18 protein-coding genes and 1 tRNA gene are annotated in these 21,795 nt (G+C 71.6%); 8 read left to right on the forward strand and 11 right to left on the reverse strand.

Translation table 11 applies throughout. The features are described 5' to 3' along the window. Positions 1 to 3: 3 nt before the first annotated feature. The 3 genes from P8627_RS04690 to P8627_RS04700 all read right to left on the reverse strand — a co-directional run bounded on the left by P8627_RS04690 (position 4) and on the right by P8627_RS04700 (position 4,309). On the reverse strand, positions 4 to 795 hold the full coding sequence (locus P8627_RS04690) for a 4-(cytidine 5'-diphospho)-2-C-methyl-D-erythritol kinase (RefSeq protein WP_279966462.1): 792 nt from the start codon (positions 793 to 795) through the stop codon (positions 4 to 6). Next, complete coding sequence (locus P8627_RS04695) at positions 792 to 2,474, reverse strand: tetratricopeptide repeat protein (protein WP_279966463.1); 1,683 nt, start codon at positions 2,472 to 2,474, stop codon at positions 792 to 794. The genes P8627_RS04690 and P8627_RS04695 overlap by 4 nt, the downstream gene beginning before the upstream one ends. A gap of 173 nt (positions 2,475 to 2,647) precedes the next feature. Next, positions 2,648 to 4,309, reverse strand: a complete 1,662-nt coding sequence (locus tag P8627_RS04700) for an electron transfer flavoprotein-ubiquinone oxidoreductase (RefSeq protein WP_279966465.1) — start codon at positions 4,307 to 4,309, stop codon at positions 2,648 to 2,650. A 304-nt stretch (positions 4,310 to 4,613) separates the two neighbouring features. On the opposite strand from P8627_RS04700, the gene P8627_RS04705 reads away from it, so the two are divergent. The 3 genes from P8627_RS04705 to P8627_RS04715 are packed head-to-tail and all read left to right on the forward strand — an operon-like array spanning position 4,614 to position 8,852. Then, entirely contained in the window at positions 4,614 to 4,922 is a 309-nt protein-coding gene (locus tag P8627_RS04705) for a DUF2834 domain-containing protein (RefSeq protein WP_279966467.1), read from the forward strand. Continuing rightward, positions 4,922 to 6,196 (forward strand): diaminopimelate decarboxylase, encoded by a 1,275-nt coding sequence (lysA, locus tag P8627_RS04710; protein WP_279966469.1) that lies wholly within the window; start codon positions 4,922 to 4,924, stop codon positions 6,194 to 6,196. Before P8627_RS04705 ends, lysA begins: the two co-directional genes overlap by 1 nt. 34 nt (positions 6,197 to 6,230) lie before the next feature. After that, positions 6,231 to 8,852, forward strand: coding sequence for a DUF4175 domain-containing protein (locus P8627_RS04715; RefSeq protein WP_279966471.1), 2,622 nt, complete (start codon positions 6,231 to 6,233; stop codon positions 8,850 to 8,852). 55 nt (positions 8,853 to 8,907) lie between these two features. On the opposite strand, the gene P8627_RS04720 is transcribed toward P8627_RS04715, so the two are convergent. Further along, positions 8,908 to 9,999, reverse strand: a complete 1,092-nt coding sequence (locus tag P8627_RS04720; RefSeq protein ID WP_279966473.1) for a zinc-ribbon domain-containing protein — start codon at positions 9,997 to 9,999, stop codon at positions 8,908 to 8,910. Between the two features lie 195 nt (positions 10,000 to 10,194). Here P8627_RS04720 and P8627_RS04725 point away from each other — a divergent pair, with 195 nt between their 5' ends. From P8627_RS04725 to P8627_RS04745, 5 genes are all read left to right on the forward strand, one after another. Further along, entirely contained in the window at positions 10,195 to 10,866 is a 672-nt protein-coding gene (locus tag P8627_RS04725; protein ID WP_279966475.1) for a cell division ATP-binding protein FtsE, read from the forward strand. Beyond that, a complete protein-coding gene (locus P8627_RS04730; RefSeq protein WP_279966477.1) occupies positions 10,863 to 11,762 on the forward strand; it encodes a cell division protein FtsX in 900 nt (299 codons plus the stop codon). Before P8627_RS04725 ends, P8627_RS04730 begins: the two co-directional genes overlap by 4 nt. A gap of 9 nt (positions 11,763 to 11,771) precedes the next feature. Next, a complete protein-coding gene (locus P8627_RS04735; protein ID WP_347882288.1) occupies positions 11,772 to 12,566 on the forward strand; it encodes a lysophospholipid acyltransferase family protein in 795 nt (264 codons plus the stop codon). A gap of 102 nt (positions 12,567 to 12,668) precedes the next feature. Further along, positions 12,669 to 14,120, forward strand: a complete 1,452-nt coding sequence (locus P8627_RS04740; RefSeq protein ID WP_279966481.1) for a cobyric acid synthase — start codon at positions 12,669 to 12,671, stop codon at positions 14,118 to 14,120. Positions 14,121 to 14,204: 84 nt separating this feature from the next. After that, the gene (locus tag P8627_RS04745) at positions 14,205 to 15,014 is read left to right on the forward strand and encodes a lytic murein transglycosylase (protein ID WP_279966483.1); all 810 of its coding nucleotides are present in this window, start codon (positions 14,205 to 14,207) and stop codon (positions 15,012 to 15,014) included. Between the two features lie 137 nt (positions 15,015 to 15,151). Here the strand turns inward: P8627_RS04745 and P8627_RS04750 are convergent. The 7 genes from P8627_RS04750 to P8627_RS04780 form a co-directional block, all read right to left on the reverse strand. Next, a tRNA-Leu gene (locus P8627_RS04750) sits at positions 15,152 to 15,237 on the reverse strand. Between the two features lie 43 nt (positions 15,238 to 15,280). Continuing rightward, on the reverse strand, positions 15,281 to 15,841 hold the full coding sequence (locus P8627_RS04755; RefSeq protein ID WP_279966485.1) for a tetratricopeptide repeat protein: 561 nt from the start codon (positions 15,839 to 15,841) through the stop codon (positions 15,281 to 15,283). Positions 15,842 to 15,896: 55 nt separating this feature from the next. Further along, positions 15,897 to 16,718, reverse strand: a complete 822-nt coding sequence (locus P8627_RS04760) for a trypsin-like serine peptidase (RefSeq protein WP_279966487.1) — start codon at positions 16,716 to 16,718, stop codon at positions 15,897 to 15,899. A 118-nt stretch (positions 16,719 to 16,836) separates the two neighbouring features. After that, on the reverse strand, positions 16,837 to 17,655 hold the full coding sequence (locus P8627_RS04765) for a trypsin-like serine peptidase (protein WP_279966489.1): 819 nt from the start codon (positions 17,653 to 17,655) through the stop codon (positions 16,837 to 16,839). 55 nt (positions 17,656 to 17,710) lie between these two features. Next, positions 17,711 to 19,114 (reverse strand): glycolate oxidase subunit GlcF, encoded by a 1,404-nt coding sequence (gene glcF / locus P8627_RS04770; RefSeq protein WP_279966491.1) that lies wholly within the window; start codon positions 19,112 to 19,114, stop codon positions 17,711 to 17,713. A 1-nt stretch (position 19,115) separates the two neighbouring features. Next, positions 19,116 to 20,231, reverse strand: coding sequence for an FAD-binding protein (locus P8627_RS04775; protein ID WP_279967397.1), 1,116 nt, complete (start codon positions 20,229 to 20,231; stop codon positions 19,116 to 19,118). Positions 20,232 to 20,299: 68 nt separating this feature from the next. Further along, on the reverse strand, positions 20,300 to 21,730 hold the full coding sequence (locus P8627_RS04780; RefSeq protein ID WP_279966492.1) for an FAD-linked oxidase C-terminal domain-containing protein: 1,431 nt from the start codon (positions 21,728 to 21,730) through the stop codon (positions 20,300 to 20,302). Positions 21,731 to 21,795: the final 65 nt, after the last annotated feature.

A 21,795-nucleotide genomic window follows, 5' to 3' on the forward strand; every position in this document is an offset into this window, starting at 1 on the left:
GGCTCAGGACAGGGTGCAGGCGCGCCCCCACCAGCCGGAACGCACAAGTCGCCCGGCCGCCGCCTCGGCCTGCCCGCGGTCGGGCCAGAGCCCGAAGCAGGTCGCGCCCGAGCCCGACATCCGCGCGACCGCCGCGCCCTCGGCCCGGAGGGCCGCCAGCATTTCGGCAATTTCGGGGGCGAGCGCGAGAGCCGGTTCTTCGAGATCGTTACGCTGGGCGGCGAGCCAATCCATCCACGCCGCGGCGTCGCCCTCGGGAAGCGCATCATGGCCGGGATTGTCGGCCGTCCGCAGCCCTGCGAAGACCCGCCCGGTCGGCACCGCGAGGCCCGGGTTGACAAGGACGGCGGCGAGTGGCGGCAAGGGGACGGGCACCACGACCTCGCCGATGCCGCGCATCCGCGCGGCGCGCGCGCCCATGCAGACCGGCAGGTCGGCGCCCAGCGTCAGAAGATATTCCGGCGACAGATCCGCCCCCACCGCCCGCAGCACGGCCGCGGCGTCCGACGAACCGCCGCCCAGCCCCGCGGGATGCGGCAGGCGCTTGTCGAGGGCGACGGCGCGCGGGGTGCCCGCCAGCGCCAGCGCGCGGCGGATCAGGTTGCCGTCATCTGTCGGCACGCCGGCCGCGAAAGGCCCGGTCACGATCAGCCCGTCGCCCGGGCCCACGGTCAGCCGGTCGCCCAGATCGGCGAAGGCCACGATGCTGTCGAGCAGGTGGTAGCCATCCGCCCGCCGCCCGGTGACGTGCAGCGTGAGGTTGACCTTGGCGGGCGCGAGGACCGAGCCGGTCACTCCTGCGCGGCGGCGATCGGCGCCGCGGCCTCTTCCTCTTCCAGCACGATCTCCAGCCCGACCTCGAGCTTGCGGCGGATCCGCTCGGCCTCGGCCTCCTCGGGATCGAGGCTGAGCGCGCGGCGCCATTGGAAGCGCGCCTCGCGCTTGCGGTCGACCATCCAGAGCACGTCGCCCAGATGGTCGTTGATGATCGGATCCATCGGGCGCAACTGCACCGCGCGCTCCATCGGCTCGACCGCTTCGTCGTAACGACCCAAGCGGTAGAGCACCCAGCCCAGCGAGTCGGTGATGTAGCCGTCATCGGGCCGGGCCGCGACGGCGCGCTCGATCATGTCGAGCGCCTCGTCCAGTTTCACGCGCTTCTCGACCAGGCCGTAGCCCAGGTAGTTCAGCACCTGCGGCTGGTCGGGGTTCAATTCCAGTGCGCGGCGGAAATCGCCCTCGGCCTCCTCCCAGCGGTCCTCGCGCTCGCGGGCGATGCCGCGGGCGTAGAACAGGAACCAGTCCCGCGCCGTCACCTCGTCGACCAGCGCGAGGGCCCGGTCATAGGCGTCGGCGGCGCGCTCGAAGCGCTCCAGCCGGCGCAGCGCGTCGGCATAGGCCGTCCAGACCAGCCGGCGGTCGGGGTTGGACCGGGTCAGCGCGCTCAGCACCTCCAGCGCGGCCTCCTCGCGCTCGGCGGCGAGCAGGATCTCGGCGCGGGTGATCTCGGCGGCGAAATAGCTGGGATGGTCGCGCGGCACGGCCGTCAGCGCCTCGTCTGCCAGCGCGTATTGGCCCTGCTCCTCCATCAGCTCGCCCACCAGCACGGCGCCGTCGACATGGTCGGGCCGGAGCACCGTGGCGGCGCGCGCGTTGAGCAGCGCATAGGTGGCCGATGTCTCGCCCGCGAGGATCGCGGCCAGCGTGAAATAGGCCTCGGCCATGCCGTCCTTCGGATCGCGGATCACGTCCCAGAGGACCGTCTCGCCCGCCGCGATCCGCGCCTGCAGATCCTCGAGGACGGGGCTGTTCGTCAGGCCCAGCGCGGCCTCCAGCAGTTCCAGCGCGTCGTCGCGCCGGTCGAGCTGAACCAGCGCCTGGGCATGGGCCTCGACGCCGCGGGCGGTCAGGTTCATCGGCCCGTGCTTCTCGCCGGAATAGATCTCCTCGGCGCTTTCGAAATCACCCGCCATCGACAGAACGAAAGCCTTGTGGAGATGGGCGATGGCCGCAAAGCTCTGGGTCTCGGCGACCGCGTCGAAAGCCTCGAGCGCGCGCGCCGTCTCGCCGCCCGCCGCGGCGATCCAGCCGCGCAGCAGGCCGTCGAGCAGCGTGCCGCCGATGGTGGCGTCGGTCATCAGCTCCGACGCGCGGGCGAAATCGCCCTCCTGCAGCGCGACGACCAGCCGGGCGTTGTCGCCGAACTGGCTGGATCCGCCAGCCTCTTCGAGCATTTGCGCGGCCTCGGCGGCGCGGTCGAACCGGCCTAGCACCGAATTGATGACGATCGCGTTCTCCAGCACCTGCGGCCCCGCGGCCTCGGCCCGGATCAGCCGGTCGTAATAGCGCCCGGCGGCGGCGTAGTCGTTGGAGAACCCCGCGATTCGCGCGGCCAGGTAGGGGCCGGCGGTGCCCTGCGCCTGCGCCATGGGCGCGGCGAGCAGGGTGGCGGCCAGCAGAAGCGGTCGGATCATGATCGGTGTCCCCCGGGGCGGTCCGCCCGCCCCCGATAAAACGCGTGGCGCGCGCGGCCCCGGGGCCTGCGCGCAAGTCGCATCCACGCTAGGCCCCGCGGCGGGCGGGCGCAATGCGAAGGGGCCCGCCTCGGCGGGGCCCTGCTTCACGATCCCGTGCGGCGCAAGGCGCCCTACATGTTGGGATAATTCGGCCCGTCCCCGCCCTGCGGCGTGGTCCAGACGATGTTCTGCGCCGGGTCCTTGATGTCGCAGGTCTTGCAGTGGACGCAGTTCTGAAAGTTGATCACGAAGCGCGCATCCTCGCCCTCGCCCACGAATTCGTAGACGCCCGCCGGGCAATAACGCGTCGAGGGGCCCGCATATTTCTTCAGATCGACCGCCACCGGCACGGCCGGATCCTTCAGCTTGAGATGAGCCGGCTGGCTCTCCTCGTGATTGGTGAAGGAGAAGGCCACGTTGGTCAGCCGGTCGAAGCTGAGCTTACCGTCGGGCTTGGGATAGTCGATCGGCTTATGCTTCGCGGCCGGCTCGGTCGCGGCCGCGTCGGATTTGCCGTGCTTGGCGGTGAAGGGCGACCAACCGACGAGATTGTTCATCCACATCGAGGCGCCGCCCACCGTCAGCGAGGCGGCGAGGCCGTAATTCGACCAGAGCGGCTTGACGTTGCGCACACACTTGAGGTCGCGGCCGATCTCGCCGTTGCGGATTTCGGCGTGGTAGCTCTGCAGCGTGTCCCCGGCGCGGCCCTCCTCGATGGCGCGATGCGCCGCCTCGGCGGCCGCCTTGCCCGAGAGCATGGCGTTGTGATTGCCCTTGATGCGCGGCACGTTGACCATGCCCGCGGCACAACCCAAGAGCGCGCCGCCCGGGAAGGCGGTCTTCGGCAGCGACTGCCAGCCGCCCTCGCTGATCGCCCGGGCGCCGTAGGCCACGCGCTTTCCGCCCTCCAGAAGCTCGGCAACCATCGGGTGATGCTTGAACTGCTGGAAGCTGAGATAGGGGTTCACATAGGGGTTCTTGTAGTTCAGGTGGACGACGAAGCCGACATAGACCTGATTGTTGTCAAGGTGATAGATGAAGGAGCCGCCGCCGGCATTCTTGCCCAGCGGCCAGCCCATCGTGTGCACCACGGTGCCGGGCTTGTGCTTCTCCGGGTCGATCTCCCAGATTTCCTTCATGCCCAGGCCGTATTTCTGCGGCTCGCTCTCGCTGTCGAGCCCGAACTCCGCGATGACCTGCTTCGAAAGCGAACCGCGCACGCCCTCGCCCAGCATCACGTATTTGCCGTGCAGCTCCATCCCCGGCTCGTAGCCCTCGCCGATCGAGCCATCGGGCTGCCGGCCGAACTCGCCCGCGACCACGCCCTTGACGCGCTTCCCGCCGTCTTCGGCGGTCTCCCAGACCAGCTCGGAGCAGGCCATGCCCGGGAAGATCTCGACGCCCAGCGCCTCGGCCTGCTCGGCCATCCAGCGGCAGACATTGCCCATCGAGACGATGTAATTGCCGTGGTTCGACATCAGCGGCGGCATCGCCAGATTAGGGACGCGGACGCGCCCCTCCTCGCCCAGCAGGTAGAAGCTGTCGGAGGTGACCGGCACGTCGAGCGGCGCGCCCTTCTCCTTCCAGTCGGGGATCAGCGCGTTCAGCCCGACCGGGTCCAGCACGGCCCCCGACAGGATATGCGCGCCCACCTCGGAACCCTTCTCGAGCACGACCACCGAGAGATCGGCATCGAGCTGCTTGAGCCGGATCGCCGCCGATAGGCCCGCGGGGCCTGCGCCGACGATCACGACGTCGTATTCCATGGCTTCGCGTTCGATCTGATCGCTCATCGGATGGTCGCTCCGTTCCCGCAAAATCGTTGTCGCAAAGGGGTATGGGGATGGGTGACGCGAGCGTCAATCGTGACGCTGCGGTTTGTCGCGGCCGCGGCGGGTGCGGCCGCGCGATCCCGATCGATCCTGCAACCCTATCATGCGAAGGCGATCCGCCCTGCCCCTCCGGTCCGACTCCCCACCCGGCCGCCGCCCGTCTTTGGCCCCGAAATATCCCGGGGGTGCGGGGGCTGGCCCCCGCTGCGCCCTTTCCGCCCGCGCGGCCCTCGGCTAAGGGGGCGCGACCTCGAAGGAGCTGCCCATGACCCCGTTCCGCATCGTGATGATCCTGCTCTGCGTGGCCGGCGTGATCCTGCCCATGCGCTATTTCCTGCCATGGCTGTCGGCCAATGACTGGGATCTGGGCGCGATGGTCGACGCCTGGCACGTCAACGACGCGTCCTCGGGGCTCGTCTGGGACCTGACGGTCGCGGCCGTCACGCTGACCGTCTGGGTGGTCTGGGACAGCATCCGCACCCGACGCTGGTGGGGCCTTCTGGCGATCCCCGCGACCTACGGCGTGGGCGTCTCGCTGGGTCTGCCGCTCTACCTGCTGCTCAGGGGCCGCTGATGGATCACTTCCTCTATAAGGGCGGCATCCTGCATGCCGAGGACGTCCCCCTGCCCGAGATCGCGGCCGCGGTCGGCACGCCCGCCTATGTCTACTCGGCGGCCACGCTTCTGCGGCATTACCGCCTCTTCGACGAGGCGCTGGCGCCCCTGCCGCATCTCGTCTGCTACGCGGTGAAGGCCGCCAGCAACGTCGCGATCCTGAAGCTGCTGGGCGATGCCGGCGCGGGCATGGACGTGGTGAGCGAGGGCGAATATCGCCGCGCGCGCGCCGCGGGCGTGCCGGGCGATCGGATCGTCTTCTCGGGCGTGGGCAAGACCCGCGCCGAGATGCGCCACGTGCTGGAAGGCGGCGTGCGCCAGATCAATCTCGAGAGCGAGCCCGAGATGCGGCTTCTGTCGGAGGTCGCGACCTCGCTCGGCGTCGAGGTGCCGGTGACGGTGCGCGTCAACCCGGATGTGGACGCCCGGACCCACGAGAAGATCGCCACCGGCCGATCCGACAACAAGTTCGGCATCCCGATCTCCAAGGCCCGCGCCGTCTATGCCGAGATCGCGGCCCTGCCCGGCCTGCGCGTCGTGGGCATCGACGTGCATATCGGCAGCCAGCTCACCGACCTGGAACCCTTCCGCCTGGCCTATCGCAAGGTCGCGGACCTGACCGAAACCTTACGCGCCGACGGCCACACCATCGAGCGGCTGGACCTCGGCGGGGGCCTGGGCATTCCCTATGCCCGCTCGAACCTTGCGCCGCCGCTGCCGTCCGATTACGGCGCGCTCATCGCCGAGGAGGTGGGCCACCTCGGCTGCGAGATCGAGATCGAACCCGGCCGCCTGATCGCGGGCAACGCGGGCATCCTGATGGCCTCGACGGTGTTCGTGAAGGAAGGCGAGGGCCGCGATTTCCTGATCGTGGACGCGGCGATGAACGACCTGATCCGCCCCGCCATGTACGGCGCGCATCACGACATCGTCCCGGTCCGCGAGGCCGCGCCGGGCGCCGAGATGCGGCCCTTCGACATCGTCGGCCCGGTCTGCGAGAGCGGCGACACCTTCGCCAAGGGCCGCGACATGGTGCCGCTGTCCGAAGGCGAGCTGATCGCCTTCCGCAGCGCCGGCGCCTATGGCGCGGTCATGGCCAGCGAGTACAATTCCCGTCCGCTGGTGCCGGAGGTCCTCGTGCAGGGCGATCAATACGCGGTGATCCGCCCGCGCCCGACCTTTGACGAGATGATTTCCCGCGATACCATTCCGCAATGGCTCCACGACGCTTAAGTCAGGGGTGACGACCACCGCGGAGGGAGCCGGAGTGGCCGAGACCGGACGATCCGAACGCCATGACACGCATCTCGCGCGCCAGCTTCGCCTGACGCGGGCGGGGTTGTGGGCGGAACGGATCACCCGCGCCTTCTGGCCCGCCTGGACCGCCGGCTTCGTCGGCCTCGCCGCCTACGCCTCCGACCTCGTGCCGCCCCTGTGGGAATGGAGCCTGATCGCCGCCTTCGGCCTGCTGGTCGCGGTGCTGGCCGGGCTTGGCCTGCGCGGCTTCCACGCCCCGACCCGCGCCGAGGCGCGCGCGCGCCTCGACGCGACGCTGCCCGGCCGGCCCCTGGCCGCCCTGGCCGACGAGCAGGCGGTGGGCGGCGGCGATGCGCAGACCGAGGCTGTCTGGCAGGCGCATCGCGACCGCATGGCCGCCCGCGCCGCCGCCGCCCGCGCGGTGGCCCCCGATCTCCGCATCGCGCGGCGGGATCCGTACGCGCTGCGCTACATGGCGGTGCTGCTGGCCGCTGTCGGGCTTCTCTTCGGCACGCTCCTGCGCGTGCCCGCGCCGGTCGAGCTGCCGGGCGCGGGGCAGGCGCTGGCGGAGGGCCCGGCCTGGGAAGGCTGGCTCGAGCCGCCGCGCCATACCGGGCTGCCGACGCTCTACCTGGCCGATATCGACCCCGGCGAGGTCGAGGTGCCCGAAGGCACGCGCGTGACCCTGCGCCTCTATGGCGAGGCCGGCGCGCTTTCGGTATCCGAGACCGTTTCGGGCCGCGAGGTCACCGACCCGACCGAGGCGATGCAGGAATTCACCGTCACGCAATCGGGCACGCTGGCCATCGCGGGCGGCGTGGCCGAGCCGGTCTGGACCCTGACCGCCTCGCCCGACGCGCCCCCCGAGATCGCGGTGACCGGCGCCCCGGGCTTCGAGCAACCCGACCAGACCACCCTGCCCTGGGAAGCGACGGACGATTACGGCGTCATGGCCGCGGATATCGTCATCGCGCTGGATCCCGGCGCCACCGACCGCCGCCACGGCCTCGCCGTCGCGCCCGAGCCGCGCGACCCGCTCGAACTGGACATGGCGCTGCCGATCGCGGGCGGGCGCGACGCGGTCGCGGGGACCTTCCGCGCCGACCTGACCGAGCATCCGCTGGCCGGCATGCCCGTCACCGTGACGCTGCAGGCCGAGGACGCGGCGGGCCAGTCCGGCACGGCGACGGATGCCTTCATCCTGCCCGGCCGGCCCTTCTACGATCCCGTCGCCGCAGCACTGATCGAACAGCGCCGCGACCTGTTCTGGTCGCGCGACAACCGCGCCCGCGTCACCCGGCTCCTGCGCGCCATCACCTGGAAGGCCGACGAGACCTTCGACAACCCGCCCGCCTTCCTGATCACCCGGATGGCAATCCGGCGCCTGGCCGAGGCCGAGGCGCTGACCCCCGAGGCGCGCGACGAGATCGCGGCGATGCTCTGGGAGGCCGCGATCCGGCTGGAGGATAACAGCCTCGATTCCGCGCTCGAACGGCTGCGCCAGGCGCAGGAGCGGCTGTCGGAAGCCATCCGGCAGGGCGCCTCGCCCGAGGAGATCGCCCGCCTGATGCAGGAGATGCGGCAGGCGATGGACGAATATACCCGCCAGCTCGCGCAGCAGGGCGGTCAGGAGCAGCAGGGCCAGCAGCAGGCGCAGGGCGAGATGCAGCAGGTCACGCCCGACATGCTGGACCAGATGATGCAGCGTATCGAGGAGCTGATGCAGCAGGGGCGCACCGCCGAGGCGCAGGAGCTTCTGCGCCAGCTGCAGGAGATGATGGAGAACATGCAGGTGACCCAGGGCCAGGGCGGCCGGGGTCAGCCCGGCGAGGGCGAGCAGGCCATGCAGGACCTGCGCGAGAGCCTGCGCGACCAGCAGGAACTCTCCGATGACGCCTTCCGCGAGCTGCAGGAGCAATTCCAACCCGGACAGCCCGGTCAGCAGCCAGGGCAACAGCCGGGCCAGCAACCCGGGCAGCAGCAGGGGCAGGGCCAGCCTGGCCAGCAACCCGGGCAGGGCCAGCCTGGCCAGCAACCCGGGCAGGGCCAGCAGCCGAGCGACCGCGCCGATGGCCAGCCGGGTCAGGGACCGGGCCAGCAGCAATCGGAGCAGCCCGGCGGCACGAGCCCGGGCGAGCTGGCGCGCCGGCAGGAGGAATTGCGGCGCGGGCTTGAGGCGATGCGCGACGGTCTGCCCGGCGCGGGCAGCGAGGCGGGCGAGGCCGCGCGCGACGCGCTGCGCCGCGCCGAGGAGGCGATGCGCCAGGCCGAGGGCGACCTTCAGGACGGCAATCTGGGCGAGGCGCTGGACGACCAGGCGCAGGCCATGGACGCGCTGCGCGACGGCATGCAGGAACTGGGCCGCGCGCTGGCCGAGAACCGCCAGCAGGGCAATCCCGGCCAGGGCGAGGGCCGCGCCGCGACCCGCGAGGGCGGCGGGTTCGACCGCGACCCGCTGGGCCGCCGTTCGGGCGAGGGCGGCAAGCTCGGCACCGACGAGAACTTCCTCGACGGGCCCGATGCGGCGCGCCGGGCCCGCGACCTGATGGACGAGATCCGTCGCCGCTCGGGCGAGCGCGACCGGCCGCAGCTGGAGCTCGACTACCTCCGCCGCCTGCTGGAACGCTTCTGACGCGCGCACCGCGCGCCCTCTTTTCGATTTCGGGGACCTGCCGGGCGGGGCCGGTTCAGGCGTCGGGCGTCAGACGCTCCACCAGGGCCTCGGCACCGGCTTCCAGCGCGCTGCGCTGCGTGTCGACGAAGCCGACATAGGCCTCGATCTGCGGCGACAGCGCCGGGACCGCGCGGGCCAGCATGTCCGAGAAGACGTAACCGCCCACGGCCAACAGGATCAGCGCGCCCATGCCCAGGAACCCGGCGCGGAAGCCGGACCGCCGGATCACGGGATCGTCGGCCTCGGAGTCCCCGCGCGCGGCGGCGGCTTCGAGGGCGCGTTCGTCGGGGCGCAGCGAGGAGTTGATCTCTTCGATATCGGGCAGAAGCTCGCGCCGCGTGGCGCGGGGGGAAGGCTCCTCGTCCTCCTCCATCTCGTCCGCCTCCGCGCGATAGGCTTCGGAGCCGGCGGCGGCCGGATCGTCGTAGACCGCCTCGTCCGAGGCCGCATCGCGCAACGCGCGGGCGATGGCGTCCTGGGTCTCGTCCTCGGCCCCAGCTTTGGCGTCGGCCTCCTCCGGCGTTTCGCTGTCGTCTTCCTCGGCGGTGGCCTCGGCCTGCTCGTCGCGCGAGCGGGCCACGGAGGCGGCTGCGGCCATGCGCGCCCGCTCGGCGGCGGCATGCGAGCGCAGATCATCATCATCCGACGTGTCGCCGGTCTCGGCGCCCGTGTCGGCGGACATGTCCATGTCGGCATCCGCATCCTCCGCTTCCGTCCGGGCGCGGGCGCGGGCGCGCAGACGCTCCTCGCGTTCCCGCTCGGCGCGGAGGATGTCGCGGGTATCGTCATCGGCCATCGGGCGGCGGCCGGGGGCGGGCTGGGTAAAGGCTTCGGCCTCGGATACGTCATCCGCATCGGCGGCATCGGCCGCATCGGCCGCATCGACCGCATCCTCGGGCTCGGCCTCGGGTTCGGGTTCTGGCGGCGGCGCGGGGCGGCCCGGACGCCGGATAGCCCGCTCCTCGACCGCGGTGGTCTGGCGCGGGCGGCCGTCCTGGAACCAGGTCGAGGAGCAGTTCGAGCATTGCACATCCCGCCCGGCGGCCGGGATCAGGTCATCGGCCACCTCGTATTGGGCGTTGCAGTTGGGACAGGTGATACGCATGGGCCCGCGGGCGCGTCCTTCGCCTTGAAATTCGACAATCGCCGTCACCGCGCCCCATTGACCCCTTGCTGTCAACCCCGCCGTCCGGGACGTCCGCCGCGCGGCGGGTTGCCTGTGACCCCCGGGGGACAAAGCGCGGCGATTGCGTCGAAAACATGGCTGGGGCAGAAGCGGCCCGAGGCAGGGGGCGGACCGGTGATCGAGCTGAGCGGGGCGGCATATTCCTACGGGCGCAGCGGATTGCTGAGCGGCCTGGACCTGACGCTCGCGCCGGGCTCCTTCCATTTCCTGACGGGACCGTCGGGCGCCGGGAAGACCACGCTCCTGAAGCTCTGCTACGGCGAGCTGAAGCCCACCGAGGGCCAGGTCAACGCCTTCGGCAGCGACACGCGCAAGCTGGGCCGGGACGGGCTCGCGCGGATGCGCCGGCGGGTGGGCGTGGTCCACCAGGACTGCCAGTTTCTCGACCACCTTCCCATCGCCGAGAACGTGCTGCTGCCGCTGCAGGTCAGCGGGCAGGAGATCGGGCGCGACCATCTCGACCAGCTTCTGGGCTGGGTCGGGCTGGGCCACCGCGCCGACGCCCTGCCGCAGCAGCTCTCGGGCGGGGAACGCCAGCGTGCGGCGCTGGCCCGCGCGGTCATCATGGACCCCGACATCCTGATCGCGGACGAGCCCACCGGAAATATCGACTGGGAGATGTCGCAGCGGATCCTGACGCTGATGGCGGAGCTGAACCGGATGGGAAAGACGGTGCTGATCGCGACCCATGACCTCGCGCTGATCCGCGCCGCGAAGCCGATGGTCTCGGCCCGGGTGCTGCGGCTGGCGGGCGGGACGCTGGCCGCGGCGGGAGCCGGGCTGTGAGACGGCTGCGCGCGGTGATCGACGTGGCGATCGGCGACCGGGCGGCCGACCGCGTGGTGCCGCCCACCGGGCACACCGTCTGGCTGACCGTGCTGGTCGCCGCGGCGATGGCCTTCCTCGCGGTCTTCGCGCTGGCGCTGTCGCTGGCCACCGGCCGCCTGGCCGAGCGCTGGTCCGAGAGCCTGGCGCAGGCCACGACGATCCGCATCTCGGCGCCCGACGCGCAGGCCGACGCGCAGGTCGACGCGGTGCTGCAGATCCTTGCGGGGACGCCCGGCATCGCCGCGGCCCGCGAGCTGGAGCGCGCCGAGCAGGCCGCGCTGCTGGAGCCCTGGCTCGGGCCCGACCTGCCGCTCGATCGCCTGCCCCTGCCCCGGCTGATCGAGGTCGTGCAGAGCACCGATCTCGACGCCGAGGGGCTGCGCCTGCGGCTGGCCGCCGAAGTGCCCGGCGCGGTCTGGGACGATCACACGCGCTGGCGGCGGCCCCTGGTGACCGCGGCCGGGCGGCTGCGCGCGCTGGGCTGGACGGCGCTGGGCCTGATCGCGGGCACGATGGCCGCGCTGGTGACGCTGGCCGCGCAGGCCGCGCTGGCTGCGAACCGCCCGGTGATCCGCGTGCTGCGGCTGGTGGGCGCGCGCGACGCCTATGTCGCCCGCGCCTTCACGCGCCGCTTCACGCTGCGCGCGATCGCCGGTGCGGCCCTGGGCGCCGCGCTCGGCGTGGCCGCGATCGCCGCGCTGCCGCGCGCGGATGCGGCCGGCGGCTTCCTGACGGGCCTGGGGTTCAGCGGGGCCGGCTGGCTTCTGCCCGCGCTGATCCCGCCGCTCGCCGGGCTGGTCGCCTTCGTGGCGACGCGACGCGCGGCCTTTCGCGCGCTGGCCTCTTTCGAGTAGATGTCCGGGATGCAATATCTCCGCTCGCTCGTCTTCAACATCGCCATGTATCTGTGGATGGCGGTGGTGGGCCTCGCCTTCGCCCCCCGCGCCATCGCCAGCCGGGTGGGCGCGCGGGCCGGCTGCAACTTCTACGCGCGGACCACGGTGACGATGCTCGAGGCGATCTGCGGTCTGCGCTCCGAAGTCCGGGGCACGCCGCCGACGGGCGGGGTGCTGGTCGCGGCCAAGCACCAGTCCTTCCTCGATATCCTGATCCTCTGGGGCACGATGCCCCGGCCCTTCTTCATCATGAAGTCGATCCTGAAATACGCGCCGATCCTCGGGGCCTATGCGATGCGGCTGGGCTGCATCCCGGTCGAGCGCGGCAAGCGGGCCGAGGCGATCAAGAAGCTTCTGGCCGACGTGCGCGCGGGCGAGCGCAAGGACGGCCAGTTGCTGATCTATCCGCAGGGCACCCGCGTCGCGCCGGGCGCGCGGAAGCCCTACAAGGTCGGGACCTTCGCGCTCTACGAACAGCTCGGCCAGCCCTGCGTGCCGGTGGCGACGAATGTCGGGGTGTTCTGGCCCAAGCGCGGCCTGCTGCGGAAGCGCGGCACCGCGGTGATGGAGTTCCTCGAGCCGATCCCGCCCGGCCTCGACCGCCCGACCTTCATGGCGCTGCTGGAGAAGCGGATCGAGACCGCCTCGAACAAGCTGATGGAAGAGGCGGGCTTCCCGGTCCCGCCGCACCCGCCGCTGCATGGCGATCCCGTAGCGGCGGCGGCGTCGCAGGCGGCGTCGGAGGCGGTCGAGAAGACCTGATCGGGTCCCGCCGGCGCGTGGGCGGGCTTGCCGTCCCCGCGCGGAGCGGGGATGAGTGCGGCGCGCGCGGGGTCGCGCGACCGGACGGGGAGCCGCAGGGCGATGACACGGGCGATCATGGTGCAGGGGGCGGGCTCCAACGTGGGCAAGTCGATGCTGGTCGCGGGGCTCTGCCGGCATTTCGCGCGGGCCGGCCTGCGCGTGCTGCCCTTCAAGCCGCAGAACATGTCCAACAACGCCGCCGTCACCGCCGACGGGGGCGAGATCGGCCGGGCGCAGGCACTGCAGGCGCTGGCCTGCGGGGTCGAGCCGCTGACCGACATGAACCCGGTCCTGCTGAAGCCCGAGACCGAGACCGGCAGCCAGATCGTCGTTCAGGGCCGGCGCATCGCGACGGTGCGCGCCCGCGACTACGCGGCGCTGAAGCCGCGGCTGCTCGACACCTGCCTCGACAGCTTCCGGCGACTGGCCGCGCAGGCCGACCTCGTCGTCGTCGAAGGCGCGGGCAGCCCGGCCGAGATCAACCTGCGCGCGGGCGACATCGCCAATATGGGCTTCGCCGAGGCGGCCGGCCTTCCGGTGATCCTGGCCGGCGATATCGACAGGGGCGGCGTGATCGCGCAGCTGGTGGGCACCAAGGCGGTGCTCGACGCGGCGGACGCGGCGCGGATCCGGGGGTTCCTCGTCAACAAGTTCCGCGGCGACGTCACGCTCTTCGACGAGGGCACGCGCCAGATCGCGGCGCGCACCGGCTGGGCGCCGCTCGGGACCGTGCCGTGGTTCGCCGATGCGTGGCGCCTGCCCGCCGAGGACATCCTCGACATCCGCGCCGCGCCGCGCGACGGCGGCTTCCGCATCGCGGTCCCGCGGCTGGGGCGCATTGCCAATTTCGACGATCTCGATCCGCTCTCCGCCGATCCCGGCGTCTCGGTCGAGCTGGTCGAGCCGGGCCGGCCCCTGCCCGTCTGCGACCTGGTGCTGATCCCGGGCTCGAAATCGACCATCTCCGATCTCGCCGCCTTCCGCGCCGAGGGCTGGGATATCGACCTCGCCGCGCATCACAGGCGGGGCGGGCACGTGCTGGGGATCTGCGGCGGCTACCAGATGCTGGGCCGCTGGCTGGACGATCCCGCGGGCCTGGAAGGCCCGCCGGGCCGCGTGCCGGGGCTCGGGCTTCTGGACGTCGAGACGGTGCTGCAGCCGCGCAAGCACCTCGCGCGCGTCACCGCGACCGATCCCGCCTCCGGCGCGCCTGTCGCGGGCTACGAGATCCACCTGGGCGTCACCACCGGGCCCGACACCGCGCGCGGTTGGCTGGTCCGGGACGGCGCGCCGCTCGGGGCGGCCAGCCCGGATGGACGGGTCAAGGGCTGCTACCTGCACGGGCTCTTCGCCGGCGACGCCTTCCGCGACGCCTTCCTGCGGGACCTCGGGGCCGCGCCGCAAGGCGGGCCGCATGCCGAGACCGTCGAGGCGACGCTCGACGCGCTGGCCGACCACCTCGCGGCGGCGCTGGATCTGGACCGGCTCCTGTCCCTCGCCGAACCGGTGTGACGCCGGGGCAAGCGTCTTGCCAGACGCCGGGCGCGTGTTACGCTCCGATCCGACCCGAACTCTCGCCCTGACCGGAGCCCCGCCATGCGCGCCCTTCTCGCCGCCGTCGTCCTTTCGCTCGCCGCCGCACCGGCCTTCGCCGCGCAATGCATCACCAGCCAGGGCCAGTTTCCCAGCTACAAGGCCGGGCTCGCGCAGCAGGCCGCGGACTCGGGCGTCGGACAGCGCGGCCTGCAGGCGCTGCAGAACGCGCGGCTCTCGGGCATCACCTGGCGCTTCGAGTCGCAGCCCTCCAGCCAGACCGGCGTGTCGAGCGGCGACCCCGCGGCCTTTCTCGCCAAGCGTTCCGGCAGTTCAGCCGACGCCTTCATCAGGAGCGTGCGCCAGAAGGTAAACGCCAATTCCAACACCTTTGCCGCGCTGGAGCGCGCCTATGGCGTGCCGGGCGCGATCCTTGCGACGATCTGGGGACTCGAGACCTCCTGGGGCGGTTATCTTGGCGGCACGCCGATCGTCGACGGCGCGGTGACGCTGGCCTCCTATTGCCGCCGGCATCCGCGCTTCGAAAGCCACGCGATCGCGGCGCTGCAACTGGCCGATCGCGGCGTGATCAGCGCCGGCACCCGCGGCGGCCCGTCGGGCGAGCTGGGCCATATGCAGTTCCTCGCGGGCAATTGGGCGCGCTTCGGCGTCGACGCCTCGGGCGACGGGCGGGCCGATCCCTATAACGCCGTGGACGCGCTGGCCTCGGCGGCGAACATGCTGCGCGCGAATGGCTGGCAGGCGGGGCAACCCTTCGGGCCGGGCACGGCGAATTTCGGGGTGCTGAGCGCCTGGAACGACAGCGGCAACTACCAGCGCGCCATCGCCTATTCGGCCGAACGGGTGCGCTGAGCGCCCGGCACGCCGCCCCCGATCCGACGCCGCCGCAGGCGGCGGGAGGGGTCCGACCCGCCCAAAGCGCCCAAAGGGCGATAGGCCAAGCCGACCGGCCTCAAGTAGCCCGAAGGGCGGTAGGCCAAAAAAGAAACTGGTGCGGGCGGCGGGACTCGAACCCGCACGGGCAAGGCCCCTCAGATTTTAAGTCTGGTGTGTCTACCGGTTCCACCACGCCCGCATGATCGTGGCGTAGCGGTCCGGGGGGCGGCTTGGCAAGCGCGCTAGAGCTCGATCTCGTCGCCGGCGGGCCCGGGCGCGATATCTAGGAAGCGGCGCTCGGACAGCCAGGGGTTGAGCGCAAGCGCCTCGCGGATGACGTCCTGCCCCTCGCTCACGCGCCCCATCGAGATCAGCGTGAGCCCCTTGCCGGCGATGGCCGCGACATGGCGCGGCGACAGCGCGATGGCGCGGTCCAGGTCCGGCAGCGCGGCGGCGTGTTCGCCCAGGATGAAGTTCACGAAGGCCCGCTGGTTGTAGCCCTCGGCATAGTCCGGGCAGTAGGCGACCAGCGCGTCGAAGGCGGTGCGGGCGCCGGCCAGGTCGAAGGCCGCGCGGCGCTGCATCCCCTCGTCCAGAAGCTCCTGCGCGCGGCTGTCCGGCGCATCGGTCCAGACGGCCCACATGCGCGCCGAAACGGCGCGGGCGGCGCCCTCGTCCGGCGCGGCCTGCACTTCGGCCAGCAGCGCGTCCATGCGCGGCGCGATCTCGGGGGCGGGCGGACAGGCCGCCCGCGCGGGCGCGGCGAGGACGATCAGGGCAGTGACGAGCAGGGGACGGATCATACCCGGGAAGGGTGAGGCGCGCGGGCCGCCCGTCAAGGGCCGGGGCCGCGCCCGGTCAGTCGCGCGCGGCGGTCTCCACCGGGTCGACCACGATGCGCTTGCCCACGGTTGCGGCCGCCGGCGTGCGGGCGAATTCGCCGATCAGCACGTCGAGCTCCTCCTCCATCACGGCGGCGAGCGCGACCTGCCGGCCTTCCCATTCCGCCTTGGCCGAGATGACCGACACCAGCCGCACCTCGTCCTCGAAGGTCGCGAAGACCGGTGCGCCGGATGCACCGAAATCGACCGAGCAGCTCAGCACTAGGATCTCATGGTCGCGGGTCAGGATCGTACAGGCCTCCTCGCGCGAGGGGGCGTCGGCCCGCTCGCGGGCGTAGCTGACGACCTGCACGGTCTGCCCGGTACGCACCCGAAGCTGCGTGCGGAAGGGGCGGACATGGCCGTTGCGGATCGGGCGATCTAGTTCGAGCAGCGCCAGATCGACGCTGACACGGCCCAGCCGGTTGGCCTCGGAGAAGTCGTAGCCGGGATGGATGACGATGCGCCGGACGCCGCGATAGGCCTCGGCGCGGCCGAAGCGCAGCCCGGCCTGGAACTCGATCTCCTCGGCGGGGATCCTCTCGCCGCTTTCCTTGTCGAAGAGGCAATGCGCGGCGGTGATGACGACATCCGATGTCACCAGCGCGGCGGTGCAGAACCCGCTTTCGCCGAAATTGAGCCGCCCGACTGCTTCCCAGCCGCGCGTCTCGTCGGCCGTGCCGAGGGTGCGGAGGCGGGCGTCATCGGCGGCGGCCGGAAGCGCCAGGGCGACGGCCGTGGCGAGGGCAAGGCCGAGACGGGCGAGGCCCAGGCGGGCGGGGGCGAAGCTGAACGGCACGGGCGCGAGTCCTCCGGAGGTGGCATCCTTCGGTCGAACCTGCCGGGAGAAGCGGGCGCCTTGAGGACCGGATTGTCGCCTGTTCCGGGTAAGGTTGGGGCCGAACGGCCCGATTGTGTCAGTCGCCGGGCCGAATGAATCGGATCGTGCCGCGATCCTCGCCAGTCCCGCTGAGCCGCTTGGCGTCGGGGCGCAGGACCGGGCTGCGGGCGAATTCCCCGACCAGCCGGGCCAATCCCTGCTCGACCGCGACGGCCAGCGCGATCCGGCGCCCGTCGGTTCCCTCGCTCATCGCCGAGATGACGCTGACGATCTGCGGCCCCGCGGGCGTCGCGATCAGGACCGGCGCGCCGGAGGAGCCGAAATCGACGTCGCAATCGAGAAGCATCACCTTGCTGTCGCGGTCGAGGACGCGGCAGCCGCTTTCGAGCGTCGGCGCCTCGGCCCGGTCGCGGCCGTAGCTGGCCAGCGTGACGCGGTCGCCGCGCGACAGCCGTCCGGCGGCGGGGAAGGGCCGGATGCCCGGCAGGTCGAGGCTCTGGTCCAGTTCCAGAAGCGCGAGGTCGCGGGCGACATTCTCGAGATCCACCGTCGCGACGTTGCGATAGGCGGGGTCGATCACCATCCGCCGCACGCCGCGGCTCGCGAAGGAGGCGCCGTAGGCCAGCCCGGCGCGAAAGGTCATCGTGTCGATCGGGTGGGGATGGCCGCTGCGCGCATCGAAGACGCAATGCGCCGCCGTCAGGACCAGCGTGGGCGAGACCAGCGCGCCGGTGCAGAACCCCGTCCGTCCGAGGTCGAGCCGTCCGACTGCCTCGAGCCCGCGGAGATCGGCGGAGGTGGCCAGCACGCGCGACTGGGACGCCTCCGACTGCGCCCGGGCCTGAGGGCCGCAGAGGACGGCGGCGAGGGCGAGGAGGATCGCGAGGCGCAGCATGGGCGGAACTCCGGGAGAGGCTCCCCCCGGTGTCGCGCCGCAACGGGGCGATTTGTCAGCGCAAACGCGGCACCTCTGGGGCACGGGCGCGGCCCGGCTCGAAATCGGCGATGGCGGGCGGGATCGGCCCGCCGGTCGCCCAGTCCAGAAGCTCGACCGTGTGCACCACGGGCACAGAGGCCGCGGAGCCGATCTGCATCATGCAGCCGATATTGCCCGCCGCGATCACGTCGGGCGCGCGTTCCTCGAGCGTGGCGACCTTGCGGGCCTTAAGCTCCTTGGAGATCGCGGGCTGCATCAGGTTGTAGGTCCCCGCCGAGCCGCAGCACAGATGCGCGTCGCGCGGCTCGAGCACGGTGAAGCCCGCGCGCTTCAGAAGGTCCTTCGGCGCGGCCTTGATCTGCTGGCCGTGCTGCAGCGAGCAGGCCGCGTGATAGGCGACCTGCATCGGGCCGGGGCCCTTGGCCTCGGGCAGGCGCGCGGTGGGGATGCCGCCCACCCCGTCCTTCGCGGGCCGCGGCGGCGTCTCGAACGGGTGGTCCTTGGGCAGAAGCTCCAGCAGCACCTCCGAGACGTCCTTCGCCAGCGCGCTCACCTTCGCGGCCTCTTCGGCCAGCGGGTCGGTCCGGAACATGTGGCCGTAATCCTTGACCGTCGTGCCGCAGCCGGAGGTGTTGATCACGATGGCGTCCAGCCCCTCGCCCTCGGCCTCGCGCATCCAGGCGCGGATGTTGCGGGCGGCGAAATCGTGGCTTTCGGCGGTCTTGCCCATGTGATGGGTCAGCGCGCCGCAGCAGCCCGCGCCCTTGGCCACCACGACCTCCGCGCCAAGCCGGGTCAGCAGCCGGATCGTGGCGTCGTTGATATCGGTGTTCAGCGCCTTCTGCGCGCAGCCCGTCATCAGCGCGACGCGCATCTTCCGCTCGGTCGCGGGAAAGACCTGCGGGTCGTCGTTGCGGCTGACCGGCGGGACCCGCTTCGGCGCCATCTCGAGCATCGCCTTCAGCCGCGCGTCGGGCATCAGGAAGGCGAAGGGCCGCCCGATCTTGGCGCCCAGCAGCGCCAGCCGGAAGCGGCCGGGATAGGGCAGGATCCGCGCCAGCGTCCAGCGCAGCAGCCGCTCGAAAACGGGGCGCTTGTAGGTCTTCTCGATATGCTCGCGCGCGTGATCGACGAGATGCATGTAATGCACGCCCGAGGGGCAGGTCGTCATGCAGGCCAGGCAGGACAGGCAGCGGTCGATATGCTTGACCGTCTTGGCATCCGCCGGACGGTCGTTCTCCAACATGTCCTTGATCAGGTAGATGCGGCCCCGCGGACTGTCAAGCTCGTCGCCCAGCACCTGGTAGGTCGGGCAGGTCGCGGTGCAGAAGCCGCAATGCACGCAGCTTCGCAGGATCTCGTTGCTGCGCGCGATGGCCGGATCGGCCAGCTGTTCGGCGGTGAAGTTGGTCTGCATGTCAGGCGGTCCCCCGGAACAGGCCTTTGGGGTCGAATTTCTCGCGGATCGCACCCTCCAGCGCGGCGACGGGCGCGGGCTGCTGCGGCCGGGCGCCGGGGCCTTCGCCGCGCATCCGCGTGGCGTGGCCCGCGAAATCCGCCAGCCGAGCGCGCAGGTCGGTGCCGGCGGGCAGGCCGACCCAGATCAGCCCGCCGCCCCAGTCCAGAAGCAGGCGGTCGCTGCCGGTCCGGGCGGCCAGCTCGGCGGCGTGGCTCGGGCGGCAATGGATGCGCCAGACATCCTCGTCGGTGCCCGCGAACATCGCGGCGTCGCGGATCCAGGCCCAGCCGGTCTGCACCCCTGGCCCGCCTTCGGCGCCGCTGCGCGTCTCGATCTCGGCCGGGCCGAACGGGGCCATCAGGTCGCGCAGCGCCCCGGCGCGGTAGGCGACCGACGCGGCCAGACCCTCGACCCGCAGCATGGTGACCGGCGCGCCGTCGAGGCCCACCGGCACATGCGCCGCGCCGCTGACCTCGTAGGGCGAGCCCAGCGCCCGCGACATGGCGGCGACGGCCTGCGGCAGGTCCAGCCCCGCGACCAGCACGCAGGCCGCATCCTCCGCGGCGGGCAGCACCTTGAAGGCCACCTCGGTCAGCACGCCAAGACTGCCGCGCGAGCCCGCCAGCAGCTTCACGAGATCGTACCCGGTGACGTTCTTCATCACCCGGCCGCCGTTCTTGACGACCGTTCCCGTGCCGTCGACGAAGCGCACGCCGATCAGGCTGTCGCGGCAGGCCCCGGCCTGCACCCGGCGCGGGCCCGAGACGTTCATCGCCACCGCGCCGCCGATCGTCGGCGCGCCCTCGGTACCCAGAAGCGTGCGGTAATCCATCGGCTCGAAGGGCAGGCGCTGGTTCTCGGCGGCGAGCGCGGCCTCGATCTCGGCCATGGGCGTGCCCGCGCGGGCCACCAGCGTCAGCGCGCCCGGCTCGTAGAGCGTGATGCCGGACAGGCCCGCGGTGCTCAGCGCCTCGCCGTCGCCGGGGTGGTGGCGCGTCGCGCCGCCCCGCACGGCCACGGGCGCGTTCGCGCCGCGGATGATCTCGGCGAGGTGGTCCTCGGTCTGGGGTGTCAGCACGTCCCTGCCCTTCCTGTCGGCCTCGTTGCGCCCAGCCCGGGGCGCGATCCGGTCTGGCGGGGGCCTCAGCCCCGGCGCGCCTCGGTGACGTCCAGCGGGAAGACCTTGGCCGGGTTGAGCAGCCATTTCGGGTCGAAGGCGTCCTTCACGCGCATCTGCGCCTCCATGTCGGCGCCCGTGAACTGGTCGTGCATCAGGTCGCGCTTCTCGATGCCCACGCCATGCTCGCCGGTCAGGCAGCCGCCCACCTCGACGCAGAGCCGCAGGATGTCGGCGCCCATCTGCTCAACCAGTTCCAGGTCGCCGGGCTTGTTGGCGTCATACATGATCAGCGGGTGCATGTTGCCGTCGCCGGCGTGGAACACGTTGCCGACGCGCAGCCCGTATTGCTTGGTCAGGTCGGCAATGCCCTTCAGGACGCGCGGCAGCTCCGAAACCGGGATCGTGCCGTCGAGGCACATGTAATCGGCCACCTGCCCCGTCGCCCCGAAGGCCGATTTCCGGCCCAGCCAGATCTTCGCGCTCTCCTCCTCCGAGCCCGAGCGGCGCAACTCGACCGGGTCGTGCTTGCGGGCGATGGCTTCGATCAGGCTGAGCTGCTCCTCGATCTCGTCCTCCGAGCCCTCGACCTCAACGATCAGCAGCGCCTCGCAATCGGGATAGCCCGCCTTGGCGTAATCCTCGGTGATGCGGATGATCGGGCGGTCCATGAACTCGATCGCCACGGGCAGCACGCCCGCCTTGATGATGTCGGCCACGCAGGCGCCCGCGACCTCGTTCGAATCGAAGCCCATCAGGACCGGGCGCGCGCCCTCGGGCTTCGGCAGGATGCGCAGCGTCGCCTCGGTCACGACGCCGAGCTGCCCTTCCGAGCCGCAGATGACGCCCAGCAGGTCGAGCCCGCCCGAATCCATATGCGCGCCGCCGATCTCGACCACGGTGCCGTCCATCTGCACCAGCGTGACGCCCAGCAGGTTGTTGGTGGTGACGCCGTATTTCAGGCAATGCGCCCCGCCCGAATTCATCGCGATATTGCCGGCGATGGCGCAGGCCAGCTGGCTGGAGGGGTCGGGCGCGTAGAAGAAGCCGTCGGCCTCGACCGCGCCGGTCACCGACAGGTTGGTCCGCCCGGTCTGCACCCGGATGATGCGATCGTCGTAATCGACCTCGAGCACGTCGGTCAGGCGCGCCACGCCGAGGATCACCGAGTCGGCCGTCGGAAGCGCCCCGCCCGCAAGCGACGTGCCCGAGCCGCGTGGCACGACCGGCACGCCCATGTCGTGGCAGATCGCCAGAACCTTGCTGACTTCCTCGGTGCTCCGCGGCAGAACGGCCGCCAGCGGCGGACAGCGATAGGCGGTCAGCGCATCGCATTCATAGGCGCGCGTTTCCGCCTCGGCATGGATCACCGCGTCTTCCGGCAGGACGGTGAGCAGGCGGGAGACGAGTTCGGCTTTCCGGTCGAGGACGAACGGATTGGCTTTGGGCATTTCCATGGGCGGCACCTCCGAGGATTGGTAAAATATATTGACCAATTCTGCGAAAGTAAAGCGCGCAGGGC

Source organism: Jannaschia sp. GRR-S6-38, from assembly GCF_029853695.1.
Classification (GTDB): Bacteria; Pseudomonadota; Alphaproteobacteria; order Rhodobacterales; family Rhodobacteraceae; genus Jannaschia; species Jannaschia ovalis.

Coding starts and splice junctions, on each gene's coding strand:
- P8627_RS04695 (WP_279966463.1), bottom strand. CDS start 2,474: ATGATCCGACCGCTTCTGCTGGCCGCCACCCTGCTCGCCGCGCCCATG.
- P8627_RS04700 (WP_279966465.1), bottom strand. CDS start 4,309: ATGAGCGATCAGATCGAACGCGAAGCCATGGAATACGACGTCGTGATC.
- P8627_RS04705 (WP_279966467.1), top strand. CDS start 4,614: ATGACCCCGTTCCGCATCGTGATGATCCTGCTCTGCGTGGCCGGCGTG.
- lysA (WP_279966469.1), top strand. CDS start 4,922: ATGGATCACTTCCTCTATAAGGGCGGCATCCTGCATGCCGAGGACGTC.
- P8627_RS04720 (WP_279966473.1), bottom strand. CDS start 9,999: ATGCGTATCACCTGTCCCAACTGCAACGCCCAATACGAGGTGGCCGAT.
- P8627_RS04735 (WP_347882288.1), top strand. CDS start 11,772: ATGCAATATCTCCGCTCGCTCGTCTTCAACATCGCCATGTATCTGTGG.
- P8627_RS04740 (WP_279966481.1), top strand. CDS start 12,669: ATGACACGGGCGATCATGGTGCAGGGGGCGGGCTCCAACGTGGGCAAG.
- P8627_RS04745 (WP_279966483.1), top strand. CDS start 14,205: ATGCGCGCCCTTCTCGCCGCCGTCGTCCTTTCGCTCGCCGCCGCACCG.
- P8627_RS04755 (WP_279966485.1), bottom strand. CDS start 15,841: ATGATCCGTCCCCTGCTCGTCACTGCCCTGATCGTCCTCGCCGCGCCC.
- P8627_RS04765 (WP_279966489.1), bottom strand. CDS start 17,655: ATGCTGCGCCTCGCGATCCTCCTCGCCCTCGCCGCCGTCCTCTGCGGC.
- glcF (WP_279966491.1), bottom strand. CDS start 19,114: ATGCAGACCAACTTCACCGCCGAACAGCTGGCCGATCCGGCCATCGCG.
- P8627_RS04780 (WP_279966492.1), bottom strand. CDS start 21,730: ATGGAAATGCCCAAAGCCAATCCGTTCGTCCTCGACCGGAAAGCCGAA.